At 72.5% G+C, this 15,807-nt stretch carries 13 protein-coding genes; 2 read left to right on the forward strand and 11 right to left on the reverse strand.

Annotated features, from left to right (window positions below; all coding sequences use genetic code 11):
- Window positions 1-765: 765 nt before the first annotated feature.
- The 9 genes from AOK18_RS01540 to AOK18_RS01580 all read right to left on the reverse strand — a co-directional run bounded on the left by AOK18_RS01540 (window position 766) and on the right by AOK18_RS01580 (window position 10,464).
- Window positions 766-1,464 carry a polysaccharide deacetylase family protein gene (locus AOK18_RS01540; RefSeq protein WP_099048818.1) on the reverse strand — a complete coding sequence of 233 codons (699 nt, stop codon included), beginning with the start codon at window positions 1,462-1,464 and terminating at the stop codon, window positions 766-768.
- A complete protein-coding gene (locus AOK18_RS01545; RefSeq protein ID WP_055693072.1) occupies window positions 1,457-2,491 on the reverse strand; it encodes a glycosyltransferase family 2 protein in 1,035 nt (344 codons plus the stop codon). Before AOK18_RS01545 ends, AOK18_RS01540 begins: the two co-directional genes overlap by 8 nt.
- A gap of 147 nt (window positions 2,492-2,638) precedes the next feature.
- Window positions 2,639-3,592 (reverse strand): aldo/keto reductase, encoded by a 954-nt coding sequence (locus tag AOK18_RS01550; protein ID WP_055693073.1) that lies wholly within the window; start codon window positions 3,590-3,592, stop codon window positions 2,639-2,641.
- Between the two features lie 188 nt (window positions 3,593-3,780).
- A complete protein-coding gene (locus AOK18_RS01555; protein ID WP_157864995.1) occupies window positions 3,781-4,938 on the reverse strand; it encodes an endonuclease/exonuclease/phosphatase family protein in 1,158 nt (385 codons plus the stop codon).
- Complete coding sequence (locus AOK18_RS01560; RefSeq protein ID WP_055574208.1) at window positions 4,935-6,002, reverse strand: glycosyltransferase family 2 protein; 1,068 nt, start codon at window positions 6,000-6,002, stop codon at window positions 4,935-4,937. The genes AOK18_RS01555 and AOK18_RS01560 overlap by 4 nt, the downstream gene beginning before the upstream one ends.
- 20 nt (window positions 6,003-6,022) lie before the next feature.
- A complete protein-coding gene (locus AOK18_RS01565) occupies window positions 6,023-7,045 on the reverse strand; it encodes a UbiA prenyltransferase family protein (protein ID WP_206281487.1) in 1,023 nt (340 codons plus the stop codon).
- A gap of 13 nt (window positions 7,046-7,058) precedes the next feature.
- Window positions 7,059-8,102 (reverse strand): NAD-dependent epimerase/dehydratase family protein, encoded by a 1,044-nt coding sequence (locus AOK18_RS01570; protein WP_079104793.1) that lies wholly within the window; start codon window positions 8,100-8,102, stop codon window positions 7,059-7,061.
- On the reverse strand, window positions 8,096-9,523 hold the full coding sequence (locus tag AOK18_RS01575) for an aspartate aminotransferase family protein (RefSeq protein ID WP_055693075.1): 1,428 nt from the start codon (window positions 9,521-9,523) through the stop codon (window positions 8,096-8,098). The genes AOK18_RS01570 and AOK18_RS01575 overlap by 7 nt, the downstream gene beginning before the upstream one ends.
- Window positions 9,520-10,464 (reverse strand): lysylphosphatidylglycerol synthase domain-containing protein, encoded by a 945-nt coding sequence (locus AOK18_RS01580; protein WP_055693076.1) that lies wholly within the window; start codon window positions 10,462-10,464, stop codon window positions 9,520-9,522. The genes AOK18_RS01575 and AOK18_RS01580 overlap by 4 nt, the downstream gene beginning before the upstream one ends.
- Window positions 10,465-11,820: 1,356 nt before the next feature.
- Here AOK18_RS01580 and AOK18_RS01585 point away from each other — a divergent pair.
- Both AOK18_RS01585 and AOK18_RS01590 read left to right on the forward strand, forming a co-directional pair.
- Window positions 11,821-12,867: a sensor histidine kinase gene (locus AOK18_RS01585; protein ID WP_055693077.1), complete on the forward strand. Its 1,047-nt coding sequence runs from the start codon at window positions 11,821-11,823 to the stop codon at window positions 12,865-12,867.
- Window positions 12,864-13,577 (forward strand): response regulator, encoded by a 714-nt coding sequence (locus AOK18_RS01590; protein ID WP_240503015.1) that lies wholly within the window; start codon window positions 12,864-12,866, stop codon window positions 13,575-13,577. Before AOK18_RS01585 ends, AOK18_RS01590 begins: the two co-directional genes overlap by 4 nt.
- Window positions 13,578-14,045: 468 nt before the next feature.
- Here the strand turns inward: AOK18_RS01590 and AOK18_RS01595 are convergent, their stop codons facing one another.
- Together AOK18_RS01595 and cobA are read right to left on the reverse strand one after the other, a co-directional pair.
- Window positions 14,046-14,939: a TrmH family RNA methyltransferase gene (locus AOK18_RS01595; RefSeq protein ID WP_055693078.1), complete on the reverse strand. Its 894-nt coding sequence runs from the start codon at window positions 14,937-14,939 to the stop codon at window positions 14,046-14,048.
- A 126-nt stretch (window positions 14,940-15,065) separates the two neighbouring features.
- Window positions 15,066-15,807, reverse strand: a 742-nt coding sequence (cobA, locus tag AOK18_RS01600) for a uroporphyrinogen-III C-methyltransferase (protein ID WP_079104795.1), incomplete at its 5' end; no start/stop codon positions are given.

Below are 15,807 nucleotides of genomic sequence, written 5' to 3' on the forward strand. Positions count from 1 at the left end.
CGCGCCCGAGGGGCGGACCGCCACTCCCCCGCCGCAGGGCGCGGGCCCGGGGCGCGGCGCCGGCCCGGCCGGGGCCGGGGCGCCGCGTCGGCGCGGCGGCCGGAGCGTGCCGCCGTCGCGCGGGGGCGGCCCGTCACGCGGTGGCGGTGCCTCGCGCGGCGGTGCCTCCCGCGGGGGCAAGTCCTCCCGGTCCGGGGCACGGCCCGCGTCGGGTTCCCGGTCCGCGTCCGGATCACGGTCTGCGTCGTCCGGTCCCCGGTCCGCCCCGGGGTCGCGGGACTCCACGCGGTCGGGCACCGGTCCCCGCCGTACCGGACCCCGGACGACGGGGACCGGCCTGCGGCCGGCCAATCCGCGTCTGCTCCTGCAGCGGCTGTTCGTGTTCGTCGTGGTGACCCTGGTGGTCGCGGCCGGCATCGCCCTGATCCAGGGCTGACGGGGCCCGTCCCGCGGCCTCGGTGACGGCGGCGGGGGCGTGGCGGCCGGTCACCGGCTTCCGGTCCGACGGCGGTGCTCCCGCGGCCGAGCGGACGGAGGACCGGGGTACGGCCGGACGGGTCCGGCCCGCACGGGGGCAGACGTCCGAAGCCTTTGGTGGTCCCGGTCGTGAACCCGTCCACCGGGGGCTTCATCCGTCCGCCGGCCCGGCGGGTGGGCGTCACCGGGCGGTTGGCGAAGGCCCGGTGCGGGGAGTTCCGGTCGGCGGGCCGGCCCCCTGCCCTCCGGGCGGACCGCCGATCGCGGTGCGCCGGGAGGTACGGGCGCTCACAGCACGGTGAACACGGTTCCGTCTCGCCGGAGCCGGCCGAGCGCCGTGTCGAGCGCGGCCACGGTCCTCGACCGGTCGCCACCGCCGTCGTGGCACAACACGATGTCACCGCGCCGCGCACTCAGTACGGTCCGCACGATGCGGGCCACCGGCGGTGAGCGCCAGTCCTTGGGGTCCACGCTCCAGTCGACGGACGTCAGTTCCTGCTCGCGCGCCGCGCCGAGCACGGTGCGCGACCAGCCGCCGGCCGGGGCGCGGAAGAGGGCCGGCGTGAACCCGGTCTCGTCGGCGACCACGCGCTGGGTGCGCCGGATCTCCTCCCGGATCAGTGCGGGAGGGAGGGCCGCGAAGGGCTGCGGGTGGCTGTGCGTGTGGTTCCCGATCGTGTGTCCCGCCGCGAGGATCCTGCGCAGCAGGTCCGGGTGCCGGGCCGCGCGCTCGCCCACCACGAAGAACGTCGCCCGGACGCCGTGGGCGTCGAGCACGTCCAGAAGTCGTGGGGTCCAGCGGGGATCCGGGCCGTCGTCCACCGTCAGCGCCACGGGACGGGGGGCGTCCGGTCCCCGCGCGCCGGCCGGAACACCGAACAGCGGCCCGTGTGCCAGCAGCGGGCGGCGTCCGGTGCGCCAGGACTCCGCCCGGCGTACGAGGCTCCAGGCCGCCTGTGCGATGTGGGCGCGTACGAGGTCAGACACCGCGGGCTCCGAGGGCCGCGCCGAAGTCGCGGTCGAAGCGGCTGCGCACCCAGCCGGTCGCGGCGCCCAGGGCTATCTGTACGTTGACCAGCAGGTGGAGGCCGATGAAGAGGGGCAGGAAACCGATGCCGCGCTTGCGGCGGACGAACGCCAGGAGCGACGGGTCCGCCGCGGCGAACGCGACTGCGCCGAGCACCGGGAGCGGCGCCAGTGCGGGGACGAGGACGGCCAGTGGCGCGGTGGTCACGGTGATGAGCGCCGCGGCCACCCCGAGTTCGCTGTTGGCCCGCAGCGCGCCGGGACGCCGGCGGTGCGCGGCGGCGAAGGGGAGCAGGTACTGGGCGCGGCGGAACTGTTCGCGCAGCATCCGGCCGAGCCGGTGCTCCTCGTCGTGTGCCGCGACGATGCGGTCGGTGAGCAGGATGCCGTACCGCGCGGCCAGACGCTCGCTGTACTCCACGTCCTCACTGTCGCGCAGCGCGGGCTCGAACGGCCCCACCTCCTCGAACACCGCACGCGGTACGGCCGCCGCGGCGAAGTACGCCGTGGGTGTCGGACCGACGCCCTTGAGCCGCCAGTGGTGCGCGTGCAGGGTCCGGTACCACTCCACCGGGCCGTCGTCCACGAGGGGTTCGGCGGCGATGATGCCGTGCACGCAGCCGAGGCGCGGGTCCTCCGAGAGCAGCTGGACCGCGTTCTCCAGCGCGTCGGGGGCCAGTGCCTGGTCGGAGTCGAGGAAGAACAGGATGTCGCCCCGCGCGGCGGCCGCTCCCGCGTTGCGTGCCGTGGAGACACCGGCGTTGCGCGGGGCCCGCAGGACACGGCAGCCGAAGCTCTCGGCCACCTCCACGGAGTTGTCGGTGCTGGCGTCGTCCGAGACGATCACTTCGAATGCCGGCAGGGTCTGTGCGGCCAGCGAGGCGAGGCACAGGCCCAGCGTCGCGGCGTAGTTGTAGTTGGGAATGACGACGGAGACCCGCGTCGAGCTGCGGGCGTCGTCTGCGGCGGGGACGGAGGACGCGGTCACGGTGACACCTTCGGGACGGGGACGCGGACGGACGGGCGGGGTGGGGGCCCCGCCCCGCGGGATCGCCGGGCGGGGTCCCCTCCATCGGTTCATCGGTACGGCCGACGGGGCGCGGGGCCCCGTCGGGGTCGGGCGGCCCCGCCGGGGTCAGACGGCTTCGTCGAGGACCTGGCGCAGTTCCGTCGGCAGCTCCAGCTCCGCGCCCGCGAGGCATTCGTCGAGCTGGGCCACCGAGCTGACGCCGACGATCGGCACCACCGCGGGCTCGCCGCCGGTCAGCCAGGCCAGGACCACCTGGGACGGTGTCGCGCCCAGCTCGGCGGAGACCTTGGCGAGGGCACGCAGCCGGCGTTCGGTGCCGGGGTGCGCGTAGTGCTCGGGGAGCGGCTTCTCCGGGCGGCTGTAAGCACCCCAGAGGAGCGTGGTGTAGGCGAAGAAGGTGAGGCGGTGGGCGCTCACGTAGTCGAGCAGTTCGTCGCTCGCGTGGACGTGGCCGCCCTCGGGCAGTACGGTCTTCGGCCGGGGCTGGAGATACGAGTAGCGCTGCTGCACCGCCGTGTACGGGGTCCATCCGCGCCGCTCGGCGAGGGAACGGGTCTCGGCGAGCCTCCAGGCGGCGTGGTTGCTGGCGCCCAGCACCCGGGACTTCCCGTCGGTCACGGTCCGGTGGAAGGCGGCGAGGGTCTCCTCGTCGGGCGTGGTCCTGTCCTCGCGGTGTGCGTAGTAGAGGTCCACGTGGTCGGTGCCCAGCCTGCGCAGGGTCCCTTCCAGCTGCTCCTGGATCACGGCCGGCGCGAGCCCTTCGGCCTGCCCGTCGGGTCCGGGTCCGGAACCGACCTTGGAGGCGAGGGTCAGACCGTCCCGGCCGCCCCGGTCCTTCAGCCAGCGGCCCAGCACGGTCTCGCTCTCGCCGCCGCTGCCGCCGTCCACCCAGAACGAGTAGCAGTTGGCGGTGTCGATGGTGGTTCCGCCCGCCTCCACGAATCGGTCCAGGATCGCGAACGACGTCTCCTCGTCGACGGTGGTGCCGAACGGCATGGCGCCCAGACACACCGTGCTGACCTGGATGCCGGTGTCGTTGTCCATGGGTCGCTGTCGCATTCTTCCTCCGGGTTCCTGCTGGGATCGCGGGAGAGCTCACTCAACCCGATTGCCAGGTAGGGGTGTTGAGGACACCGTAGGTAAACCGGCGGTGGGCCGGGACGTTTCCGCGGTGATCTGGGAGTTTCGGACAGCCCCGCGTACGACCTTCGTCGTACGACCCGGTGCCCGGTGTGCCGCCGGTGCCCTCAGTCGCCGGACGCCGACAGGGTGAGCGCCTGTGCCCGGTGGTCGGACATGCCCCGGCTGTCCACCGTCCGGTAGTCGTGGACCCTGACCGCTTCGCTGGTGAACGCCCAGTCGAGCCGCCACAACGCCGGCCCGCTCGCGGGCCAGGACCCGGGATGGAGCTGGTCGCTCGCGGGCAGCGCGTCCCGCAGCCGGTCGCCGAGCCGGCGCACCTCGCCCATGGCCGAGGTGCCGTTCATGTCGCCCGCCAGCACCACGGGCAGCCGGTTCTCCGTCAGATCCCGCTCCAGGGCCCGGTAGTGGGCCTGCCGCCGGACCTCCTGGGCCCGCATGAACGAGGTGAAACCGGCCGAGGCGGGGTCCATCGAGACGTCGAGCTGCACCGGGACGTGCATGTTGTAGAACGTCATCACCCGTCCGTCGATCCGCAGATCGGTGCGGAGCACCTTGTACCTGTAGTAATCCGGGAACTCTCCGTCGGGCGGCATCCCGATGCGGGAGTCGGACAGGTAGGGCCAGCTGTCCAGGGCGTTCCACTTCTCGATCGGGTACCGGGACGCGGTCAGCATCTCGCCGACGGCCACCACGTGGAACCCCGGGAGGCGTTCGCGGAGTTCGGCCACGTGGTCCGCCCGGACCGGGCGGTGGCCGTCGAGGTCCCAGGAGACGTGCTCCTGGAGCAGGTAGACGTCGGCCCGCTGCGCTTTCAGGTACGCGTAGAACGCGTCCGGGTCGTCGTCGTCGTCCCAGTACTCGGTGTTCCACGAGAACACCCGCAGTGCCCCCGGCGGTGCGGCCGGAGCGCCGCCGACGCCCGGCAGGGCGTGCACGTTCAGTCCCGCCAGCGGCAGGCCGAGCGCCAGGCAGCACAGCGCGGCGGCGGCCAGCCGGATCCTGGCCGTGCGGGCCAGCGGGGTGAGCGCCAGCAGGACCAGGGGAACCAGCAGGAACACCAGGGGAGGAAGCAGTTCCACCGGCCGCCACCACCAGTGTTCGCCGGTCAGGAGCAGGAACGCCACCAGGAACACCGTCCAGAGCCCGAGGGCCGCGGTGTGCAGCCGGACGGCCCGGCCGCCCGCTCGTGGCCGGGAGGACTCCGGTGCGTGGGCCGCTCCGGAGTCCCCCGTCTCCCGGGCCTCCTCCACGGGCACGCTCACGCCGTCATCCCGGTCTGCCGTTCCGTCGGCTGCTCCGGCGTGCCGGGCGCCTGCCGGCCGGTGGTCAGCCACTCGGACTCGTACAGCCGGCGGAACCGGCCGGACAGCAGCCAGTGGACGGCACCCACCGCGATGCCCGCCGAGATGGCGACGTTCGTGGCGAAGGCCACCGAGGTGAAGACCACGAGGAACCGCGCACCGCGCCGTTTCAGGACGTAGCGGTACATCGACAGGTCGCCGGCGACCGAGAGTCCGGCCAGCGCCACCGGCAGCGCCGTCCACCACGGGCCGAGCAGGGCGAGCGGCAGGGTGGCCACCGCCCCGAGCGCGGCCACCGCGGCCATCGACCGGGACGCGGTCTCGAACCCCTTGGCGAAGCGCCGGCGCCGGGCGAACAGCGGGACCCTCAGCCGGGCTCGCCGGAACAGCTTGCGCAGCAGGGCCGGCAGCTCGTCGTCGTCGTCATGGCGTCCCAGCACGCGCGGGGTGACCATGATCTCGTAGCGCGCCGACATCCGCTCGCCGTACTCGACCTCCTCGGTCTGCCTCAGCCTCGGGTTGAACGGGCCGATCTCCTGGAAGACCCGGCGCGGGATCGCGGTGAGCGAGGAGAACAGGAAGCTGACCGTGCCGAGCGAGTCCATCCGCCAGCAGTAGGCCTGCAGCACCCGGCACTCCTCGACGATGCTGTCCCGGATCAGCGGCTGGTCCTCGTAGATGCCGCACACCGCGCCGTACTCGGGGTGGGCGAGCAGTTCCTCGACCGCCTTCTCCACCGCGTCGGGACGCAGCGCCACGTCGGAGTCGACGAAGAAGAGGATCTCGCCGCGGGCAGCCGCCGCTCCGGTGTTGCGGGCCACGGCGACACCGCTGTTGCTGGGCGTCTGCAGGACGGTCACGTCCCGGCGGCGGGCGATCCGCAGGGAGTCGTCGGTGCTGTGGTCGTCGACCACGATCACTTCGAGCGGGGAGTACGTCTGCTGCACCGCCGCGTCGACGCAGAGCCCGATCGAGTTCTGGTAGTTGTAGTTGGGGATGATGACCGACACGAGAGGCTGCGGCATCGTGGTCCTCCTGAGGGTGACTAGTGGTGGGTGGCGAGGAGGGTGCCGCCGAGCAGCAGCGCCCAGAGCAGGGAGGTGACGACCATGGCGCGGTCGCGCAGCAGGATGCGGGTCGGCTCACCGCCACCGCCCTGGACGTGCAGCAGCTGCAGGTACCGGGCCATGGCGAAGAGGGCGAACGGCGTCGAGCCGAGGATCGCCAGGTCGGTGTAGGGCGCGCCGACCGACTCCTGCAGGTTGAGCAGGAAGGTGATCACGGTGACGCCGGCGCACAGGGCGATCAGGTGGTCGAGGAACTGGACGGAGTAGCCCCGCAGGGCCGGACGGTGGGAGACGCCGCCCACCGTCATCTCGTGCCGGCGTTTCCCCAGGATGAACACCAGGCAGAGGGAGAACACCGAGACGAGCATCCAGCTGTGGATCGCCGTGCCGCCGGCGAGGTAGCCCTGGATCGCACGGAGGGCGAATCCCGCGGCCACCACGAAGACGTCCAGCAGGGGGACGTGCTTCAGACCTCGGCTGTAGGCGGTGTTGAGGCAGAGGTAGACGGCGATCGGCCACCAGTCGGTGACGGGGCCGTACAGCGCCGCTCCCGTCAGCACGAGCGCGAGCAGGGCGCCGTAGGCGACGGCGGTCGGCACGCCCACCTGTCCCGAGGCGATGGGACGGTGGCGTTTGGTGGGGTGCAGCCGGTCGCGGTGGCGGTCGTACAGGTCGTTCAGCACGTACACCAGGGATGACGCCAGGGTGAACAGCACGACGGCCCAGGCGGTGCCGGCCAGTAATCCCCGGGGCGCTCCTTGCGCGTCGAACAGGGCGAGCGGTACCACGAGAAGGTTCTTCGGCCACTGCCCCGGGCGTACGAGGGACAGCAGTCCGCGTGACACGCTCCGGATCCGGCGCCGCGGCGGATCCGCGGGCAGGCCGGTGGCGAAGTGTTGGTCGTCGAGGGGCTGGTCACGGACCTGTACGGGCGGATCCATGGGGATGGGCAGACTGGCGTCGAGGCTGGTGTCGAGGGGCTGGTCGGCACTCGTCGTCACGATGGTCTCCCGCTCAGAAGAAGGCTTTGGCCAGACCCAGTGCGCCCTGTTTCCACGGCTCCCGGCTGGTCCGGCCCGTGGAAGATGTCGCTCCGGAGGTGGATCTGGTGGCGCGCCACCAGTCGTAGGTGCTGAGGATGGCCTCGCTGTTGGAGAAGCGGGGCGTCCAGCCGAGCACCTTCTGCGCCTTGTCGATGCTGACGTAGGAGTCGGCGCGCAGCTTGTGGATCAGCCGGCCGTACACCGGGGACAGCCGTAGCCGGCTCAGCAGGTCGAGGGTCATGACCGCGGGCGCGGCGGGGACGGAGATCACGCGTTTTCCGTGTCCCGCGGCGTCCAGTACGGCCTGGAAGTCCTCCCGCAGGGTCCCGAACTCGGCCGCGGCCAGGTTGAAGGTGTCGTCGGCGGCCTCCGCCGGCGCGGCGAGCGCGGTCGCGACCGCGTCCACCAGGTCGTCGACCGAGAACATCTGGATGCGTACGTCCCCCCGGCCCAGCACCGGGAAGTTGCGGCCCTCCTCCGCCCACTCGAAGAGCATGGCGAACAGGCCCATCCGGCCCGGTCCGACGAACGTCTTGGGCCGCAGGACGGGGACGCACAGACCCCGGGCGCGGAACTCCTCGGCGACCTCCTCCGCCCCCGCCTTGGCCCTGCTGTAGGCGTCGACGGGGCTGCGCGGGTAGTCCTCCGTGGTCGGGACGACGTCCGGCAGCCCGTACACCGCCGTGGAGGAGATGTGCACCACGCGTTCCAGGCCGGTGTCCTCGGCCGCCCGCAGGACGGTCCTGGTGCCGTCGACGATGATCGAGCGGATCTCCTGCTCGGGATAGCTGGGCAGCGCCGCCGCGGTGTGCACCACCGCGTCGGCACCGCCCAGCGCGGCTCTCACCCGTCCCGGATCCCTCACGTCGGCGGTCACGTGGTCGACGCCCGGCACCTGCTCGGCGGGGGGCCGCACGTCGAGACTGCGTACCCGCATACCGGACGCGGCCAGCGACCTGACCAGATTCCCGCCCAGCATGCCGCTGCCGCCCGTCACCACCACCGTCTTCACCACAGCGACGACACCTTCTCCCGGACGAAGCGCGTCACGAGGCGGGGCAGTCCGGAGGCGAGGGTGCGCTCCAGCCGTTCCAGGAAGATCTCCACCTCGTCCGGGGTGGCGACCAGCGGCGGACCGACGACCAGGGGGTTCTTCCCGTTGAGCGTGTAGTAGGCGTAGATGTCGTGGTCCTGGTACAGCGCGTTGATGACGGCGCAGGTGACCACCTTCGTGCCGAACTGCGGGTCCTTGGCGAGGCCGCCCGGGGCCAGCTTGGCGACCAGGTCGAAGAGTCCGGGGCTGCCCAGGAAGGCGCCCCACAGAGCGCCGGCGCCCCGGACCTCCGTGACGATGTCGGAGTGCTCCTTGGCGATCCGTTCGAGGCCGGGACCGAGGACGCTCTCGATCGCCCTGGCCCGCGCCGGGAAGTCCTCCTCCACGGCGACGTTGATCGCCTCGATGGCGGTGGCGCACTCCTCGCCGAAACCGTAGTACGTGGTGCTGGTGCTCTGGAGCAGCGCGTCCTGGAGGTTGTCGTACGCCTTGCGGAAGACCGGCCGGCGGGCGACGTACGCGGAGATCGAGGACTTGCCGCCGCCGAAGGACTTCGACGTCGTCACCACGTCGGGCACGAGCCCGGGATGACGCATGAAGTAGAACATGGTGCCGGTCTTGCCCCAGCCGCTGTAGATCTCGTCGAAGATGAGGATGATGTCCTCCTTCGTGCACAACTCGCGCACCCCGCGCAGGAACTCCTCCGAGCACCACCGGATGGTGGAGGCGCTGAACGGCTCGATGAGAAGGGCGTAGACGTCCGACCGGCCCTTGCTGTCCCGGGTCGCGTCCACGGCGGCACGGACGGAGTCCAGGTCGTCGTAGGTGAAGGTGGACACGCCGGGGATGCCGGGGAAGGCGAAGTGGTTCTGCGAGCTGCCGGTCAGGCTGCCCGAGCCGAGCAGCTTGCCGTGGAAGCTGATGTCGCTGCGCAGCACGCTGTTGCGCCGGCCGCCGTGGTACTTGTACGCGAGCTTCACCGCGCCCTCGACGGCCTCCGCGCCCGAGTTGGGCAGGAAGGACATGTCCAGGTCACCGGGGAGCACGGCGGCCAGGTTGTGGGACAGCGCGGCCAGGTAGGGGGAGAAGTACGTCTTGTGGACCTCCATCCGCCCGCTCTCGGCGAACCGCCGGCGGGCTTCGAGGATCCGTGGATGGTTGTGGCCGTGGTTGAGGACGCCGACGCCTCCGGTGAAGTCCAGGATCCGGCGGCCGTCCCGCGTATGGATGTACGCGCCCTCGGCCCGGTCGACCAGTTCCCGGCCGAACCCGAATGACGTCATCAGGGAGACCTGGCTCTTGTTGACGTATTTCCGGTACAGGCCGTGCACTTGGTCGACCGACATTCCTTCGGCGTCGTCGATGCTCATCAGCTTTGTCATACGGCAGTCCCCTTTCGGAGGGAGATGGGAAGGTCGCGGCGGTCGTGGAGGGCGACCGCGCCCAGGGCGGTACCGGAGGTGACGAGTTCGGCGACGAGGGTCAGGACCCGGCTGCCGAGGGCGGTGGCGACGGCGGCGGACAGGGGCAGAACCGGGGCGAGGGCGGGCACCAGCAGCAGTTCACGGACACCGGCGCCGTCGGGTGCGAACACCACGAGGGTTCCGACCACGGTGGCGAGGGCGAATCCCCCGACCGCGGCCGGCAGCGCGGGCAGCGGCGCGGCGCCGAGCAGGACCGCGATCACCCAGACGTGCAGGCCCGACAGCACCCAGGCGACCGTCTGGTAGGCGATGGCCCGCCGCAGGGCCCGCGGCCGGGCGAAGGGCGGGGGCGGCGGCCGCCGCCCGATCCGGGCGGCGAGCCCCGCGAACCCGTGGATCAGGCCGGGCCGGGCCACGAGGACCGCCAGCAGGACCAGGGGCAGCAGCAGCCACCGGACACCGTCGGCGAGCAGGGTCGGCGCGACGAGCATGCCGACCGTACCGCCCGTGAGCAGCACGACGACCAGGTTGACCAGGTACGTCCCGGCCATCTGGGCCTTGGTGGCACCGGCCCGTTCGCCCATCCGGATCTGGACGATCAGCCCCCACACCCGTCCCGGCACGAACTTGCCCAGGAAGCCGACGAAGAACATCCGCATCCCGGTGCCGGTGGGTACGGGCACCGCGACGACCGACAGCGTCAGCATCCAGGACCGGGCCCCGCACAGCAGGCCGGCCGCGCTGACCACCACGGCACCCAGCAGCGCCGCCGCCGACCCGCGGTGGAACAGTCCGGCGAGCACGGACCAGTCCTGCCCCCGCAGCGCGAGGCAGACGCCTGCCGCCACCGCCGCCACGAACAGCACGGTCAGAGCGCGGCGCCACGCGGTACTCACCACGCTCCGGTTCCGGTGGGCCGGCCCGGGTGCGGAGCCGCGCTCCCCCCGGGTCGTGTTCCGAAGGCGGCGCCGGCCGCCCGGAGGGCGGACCCCGCGGCGTCCGGTGCGGGCGACCGCGGGGCGGAGGGCCGCCCGCGTACCGGGTGCCCGGGGCCGGTACCGGGGGCTCTCCCCTGCTCGCGGAGGTCTCGGGAGCGCGTGCCGGGCGTCGCGGGGCCGGGGGCGCCCCTTCCGAAGGAGGGACTTCCGGAACACGCGCCGGGCCGGCCGGTGGGGCCGGCGGGGGGCTTCTCGTAGGGATGACCGGGGACGGGGACCGGCACTGCCGGTTCCTCCGCGGTCATGATGCTGTCCGATGCGGCGACTGAGGCGGAGACACGAGTGCAAGCTACGGATCCGCCACGACGGGCGGGAGTAGCAGAAGCCGATCCGCCGGGGTTGTCGGCGAAAGTGCACGACGGGCTACGACCAAGGGCGTACCGGGGCGCAGGGCGCCGCGTACGCGTCGGGTGAGGACGCCGTGACCGGCGGAGTACGGGGGGCGCGACGCCGGTGCGGCGGGCGGACCGAGCGGCGGGAGGGCGCCGGCGGCGGGCCCCGCGGACCGGCGGGCGCCTCTCGTGGGGGCGCGTCCCGGGACGGGACCGGGTGCACCCGGCTCGCAGCGGGTTTCCGGACAGGAACGCGTACCGCGTACCGCCGCACCGCCGAGACCTCCGACCTCTTGGCGGCACTCGCGCCGGGCCTCGTCGGCGTGGTTCGGGCCGCGTCGGCGAGGGCGTTCACACCGCTCGACGGGACGCCGCCGCCGATCGACCGGACAGCCGCCGACCGGCGCTTCCGCTCCGGGAGACACAGACGTCACGGGACGAACGTGCGGGCCGCCGCCGATCCCTCCGGTCGGCGGCCGTGGGCCCCACCGGCGCCGCCCGGCGCGCTCCACGGCGTTCGCGCGACCCGCGAGCACGGCGTCGTCGGCATCCGCGCCCGAGCCGCCCGGCCCCGCATCACGCCGGCCCGGGCGCGGGACGGGAAGGGCTGCCGGCCTGTTCCGGAAAACGCCGTTCCCTTCCCATAACGTCAGCCCCGTTCGGCGTTCACACGGTGTTGATCCGATCGGCTTGGCGGAAGTCGAATGGAGGGATTAATGTGACGATCAAGAATGGACTTTTGTCTTCGGTGGGGTGCTGAGCAGGCGAGGAACCGGAGGGGACGGGGCGAACAGAACCGGCCACCTCGTCGAATCGTCTGATTTCCCACGGCGTCCGGATGTAACACTCACGGCTGCGAAGTAGGTGCTTTGTACACGCTATGGGAGCGCTCCCATGGACGTGCGGAACTGAAAGGGATTCACCTTTGTCGGCTTCGACGGCACATGTTCACCCATACAATGCTTCCGCCGCCCGTGAGGAGATCGTCACCTCCGTCCGCCAAGCGCTGCACCAGGACGGCAGGGGGCCGGCCGTCCGGCCGGAGATCGTCGACGAACTCGCCGTCCATGCCTGTGCCGTCCTCGCCGACGTCATCGCCGCCGTCGAAGGCGGCGGACCGCTCGACGTGATCCCCCCGGGCGGTGGTGGGTGGCCCCGGCCGGGCATGGACTGGGCGCAGTTACTCAGGATGGGGACCACGTTGTTCGAGGTGCTGCTGCCGATAGCGCTCCGCGAGTTGGCCCCGCCGGACGACGCCGCCGTCACCCGGATCAGCGTGTTGCTCCACCAGGGGATCACGGCCCGCGTCGTCCGCGATCCGCTGGTCCGTCCGCTCCCACCGAGCGACCTGGTCCTGGCTTCGCGGCGGGACGAACGCCGTCGCATGACACGTGAGTTGCACGACCAGGTACTGCACGGGATGGGCTTGGCCCTGCAGAGTCTCGACCTGCACAGGTACCACGCGGAGACCTCTCCCGCGCTGGCCCGCGACAAGGTCGACCGGGCGATCGGCCTGCTCCGTCAGGTCATGAGCACGCTCCAGCAGTTCTCCGTGGAACTGCGCCGGTCCGTCGAGCCCGGTGGCCTGGAGCGGGCGCTGCGTTCCTACCTGACGGTCCACGTCGAGCCGTCGGTGGACGTGGTGATCCGCACCAGGGGTGATCTCACCTCGCTCCCCGCCGAGGTCGGCGAGGAGGTCTACCTGATCGTGCGCGAGGCCGTCCGCAACGCGGTGTGCCACGCTTCGCCCTCCCGGCTCCACGTCGCCGTCGAAGTGGGCGGCGGGACGGTGCGCGCGACGGTGACCGACGACGGGGTCGGCTTCGACCCCGGTGTCTCCCCGGCCGGCGGCGGCCTGTCCTCCATGCAGGAACGCGCCATGTTGCTGCGGGGGCAGTTCACCTGGTCGAGCGTGCCGGGAGTCGGCACCCGCGTCGAGTTGCGGATACCGCTCGCGGGGGGCGACCAGTGAGCGCCCCCGCGGCGCCCGGGGTCCGCATCTGCATCGCCGACGATCACACCCTGATGCGCGACGGCCTCAAGGAGGTCCTCGGTACGGCCACGGGATTCACCGTGGTGGGTGAGGCGTCGACCGGCGCCGAGGCCGTGATGCTCGTGGCACGATTACGTCCCGACGTGCTGCTGCTGGACATCGAGATGCCCGGCCCCCAGGCGTCCGAGACCATTCGGCACCTCGCCCGGATCGCGCCGGAGACCCGGGTCCTCATACTGACGATGCACGACGATCCGGACATGGTGCACAAGGTGCTGGACGCGGGGGCCTCCGGGTACCTGCTCAAGTCCATCCTCCGGGACGAACTGATCGCCGCCGTGCGCTCGGCGTGCCGGCCCTCCGACAGCGTGGTGCTGATCGTTTCCCGCCGGACGGTGGAGCAGTTGCACCGGCGGAAGCCGTCCCCGCCGAAGACCCAGCTGACGGAGCGGGAGCTGGTGCTGCTGCGCCTGGTCGCGGAGGCCCTGAGCAACGCCCAGATAGCGGCACGGCTCTTCATCACGGAAGCCACGGTCAAACGGCATCTCACCAACATCTACGCCAAGCTGGACGCGGTCTCCCGGGTGGACGCCCTGCGCAAGGCCACGGCGGCCGGGCTGATCGGTTCCGAGCGGGCGGGTCCCACCCGGGACTTCCTCTCCGTCCCCGTCGGGGACTCCGGGGGCTGACGGCGGCGGATCGCCCGCCGGTCCCGGTCACGCGTCGCCCTCCTCCCGCCGGTGAGGGAGCGGTGCGTGGTGCCCGGCCGGCGTCCGGTGCCACGGGTGTGCGCCCGGAGCAGAGTGACTCCGCAGCCCCGCGGCCGGACGCTCCCCGCGCTCGTGCGGCCCCTTCCGTTCCGGCCGCCCGCGAGCCCGGCACGGCTCGCGCCGTGGTCCTGCTCGACGATCCGCCCGAAGGGGCGGGGGCCACCGCACGCGACCGGTTCACCCCCGGCGTCCATCCGCCCGCGGAAGCGAGGGCGGTCCCCCGCGAGCGGATGCCCGGAGACGGGCACCTTCCGGCCGCACGCGCCTTCCCGCACGCGGGGATCGCACGTTCCACGCCTGCCTCCGGTCCGGTCGGGTCGCATCGCGCCCGGAAGCGGGCTGTCCGCCCCGGCCGCGGGGGCGCTCGGACGACCGTCGGCCGTCCGCTCAGGCGGGCCTCGGCCGGGTCGCGTAGAACGCCACGGCGGAAGCGGCCGCCACGTTGAGGGAATCGATCCCGGCGGACATGGGAATGCGCACCCACTCGTCCGCGGCCCGAAGAGCGTGCGTGGACAGTCCGTGTCCCTCCGACCCGAGCATGATGGCGCACCTCTCGAAGCGCTTCGGGTCCAGCCGGTCGAGCGGGGTCGCCTTCTCGTCCGGGGTCATGGCGAGGATGTCGTACCCGGCCTGGCGCACGACGTCGAGTCCCGCCGGCCACGCGTCGAACCGCGCGTAGGGGACCGAGAAGACGGCGCCCATCGACACCTTGATCGCACGCCGGTACAGGGGGTCCGCGCAGTCCGGCGACAACAGGATCCCCCTGATGCCCAGAGCGGCGGCGCTGCGGAACGCGGCCCCGAGATTCGCGTGATCGACGAAACCCTCGAAGACCGCGATCCGCTGACCCGTGTCGTCCCGCGGACCCGGGGCGGACGTCGCACCGGCGCCGGTGTGGTCGTCGCCGGATCCCGTGACCGCCCGGTGGGCGGTGCGCAGCAGTTCGGCGGCCGCGGGCAGGGGGGCGCGCTGCATGGAGGCGAGGGCACCGCGGTGCACGTGGTAGCCGGTGACCCGTTCGGCGAGTTCCGGGCTCACGACGTAGACCGGGGCGGGGAGTTCGTCGATGACGTCGCGCATGACGTCGGCCCACTTGGCCGAGAGGAGCATGGAGCGCATCTCGTAGCCGGCGTCCCTGGCGCGTCTGATGACCTTCTCGCCCTCGGCGATGAACAGGCCCTCGGCGGGTTCGCGCTTGCGGCGCAGCTCCACGTCGGTCAGGCCCGTGTAGTCGTGCAGGCGCGGGTCGTCGGGGTCCTCGACGGTGATGAGATCGGCCACGGGAGTGATACTGCCTTGTCCTGGATGTGGTGCCAACGGCCGGGACCGACCGTGTTACCGCGGGTTACTTCAGGGGGTGCCGCCCGCGGCCCACAGGGGCCGCGGGGCGTGTGAGGGCCTCGGGGCCTACGAGGTCCGCGAGGGCGTCGGGGTCCGCTCGGCGGGAGGCCCGACGTTCACGACCTCGCCGATGACGATGACCGCCGGCGGCCTGACCTGCTCGGTACGGACGGTCTCGCCGACCGTGGCGAGGGTGGCGTCGACACGGCGCTGGGCAGCCGTGGTGCCCTCCTGGACCAGGGCGACCGGCGTCTGCGGCGACCTGCCGTGCGCCACCAGGGTCTCGGCGATCCGGTCTATCTTGTCGACGCCCATGAGCACCACGAGGGTGCCGGTCAGCTTCGCCAGCGACGGCCAGTCGACCAGGGACCGCTCGTCGTCGGGCGCCACGTGGCCGCTGACCACGGTGAACTCGTGGGCCACGCCGCGGTGGGTGACCGGGATCCCGGCCGCGCCCGGGACCGAGACGGAGCTGGAGATGCCGGGGACCACGGTGCAGGTGATGCCCGCCTCGGCGAGCGCGTGCAGTTCCTCCATGCCGCGGCCGAAGACGTACGGGTCGCCGCCCTTGAGCCGGACCACCGCCTTGCCCTGCCTGGCGTGTTCGATCAGCGCGTTGTTGATGGCCTCCTGTGCCATGAACCGGCCGTACGGGATCTTCGCCGCGTCGATCACCTCGACGTGCGGCGGGAGTTCGGCCAGCAGGTCGCGCGGGCCGAGCCGGTCGGCGATGACCACGTCCGCCTCGGCGAGCAGCCGGCGTCCGCGCACGGTGATCAGGTCCGGGTCGCCGGGACCGCCGCCGACG

The organism is Streptomyces prasinopilosus (genome assembly GCF_001419695.1).
GTDB lineage: Bacteria > Actinomycetota > Actinomycetes > Streptomycetales > Streptomycetaceae > Streptomyces > Streptomyces prasinopilosus.

What these genes read in the sequence shown, in the direction of transcription:
- AOK18_RS01560 (WP_055574208.1), bottom strand. Translation starts at nt 6,002, where the DNA reads ATGCCGCAGCCTCTCGTGTCGGTCATCATCCCCAACTACAACTACCAG.
- AOK18_RS01575 (WP_055693075.1), bottom strand. Translation starts at nt 9,523, where the DNA reads ATGACAAAGCTGATGAGCATCGACGACGCCGAAGGAATGTCGGTCGAC.
- AOK18_RS01550 (WP_055693073.1), bottom strand. Translation starts at nt 3,592, where the DNA reads ATGCGACAGCGACCCATGGACAACGACACCGGCATCCAGGTCAGCACG.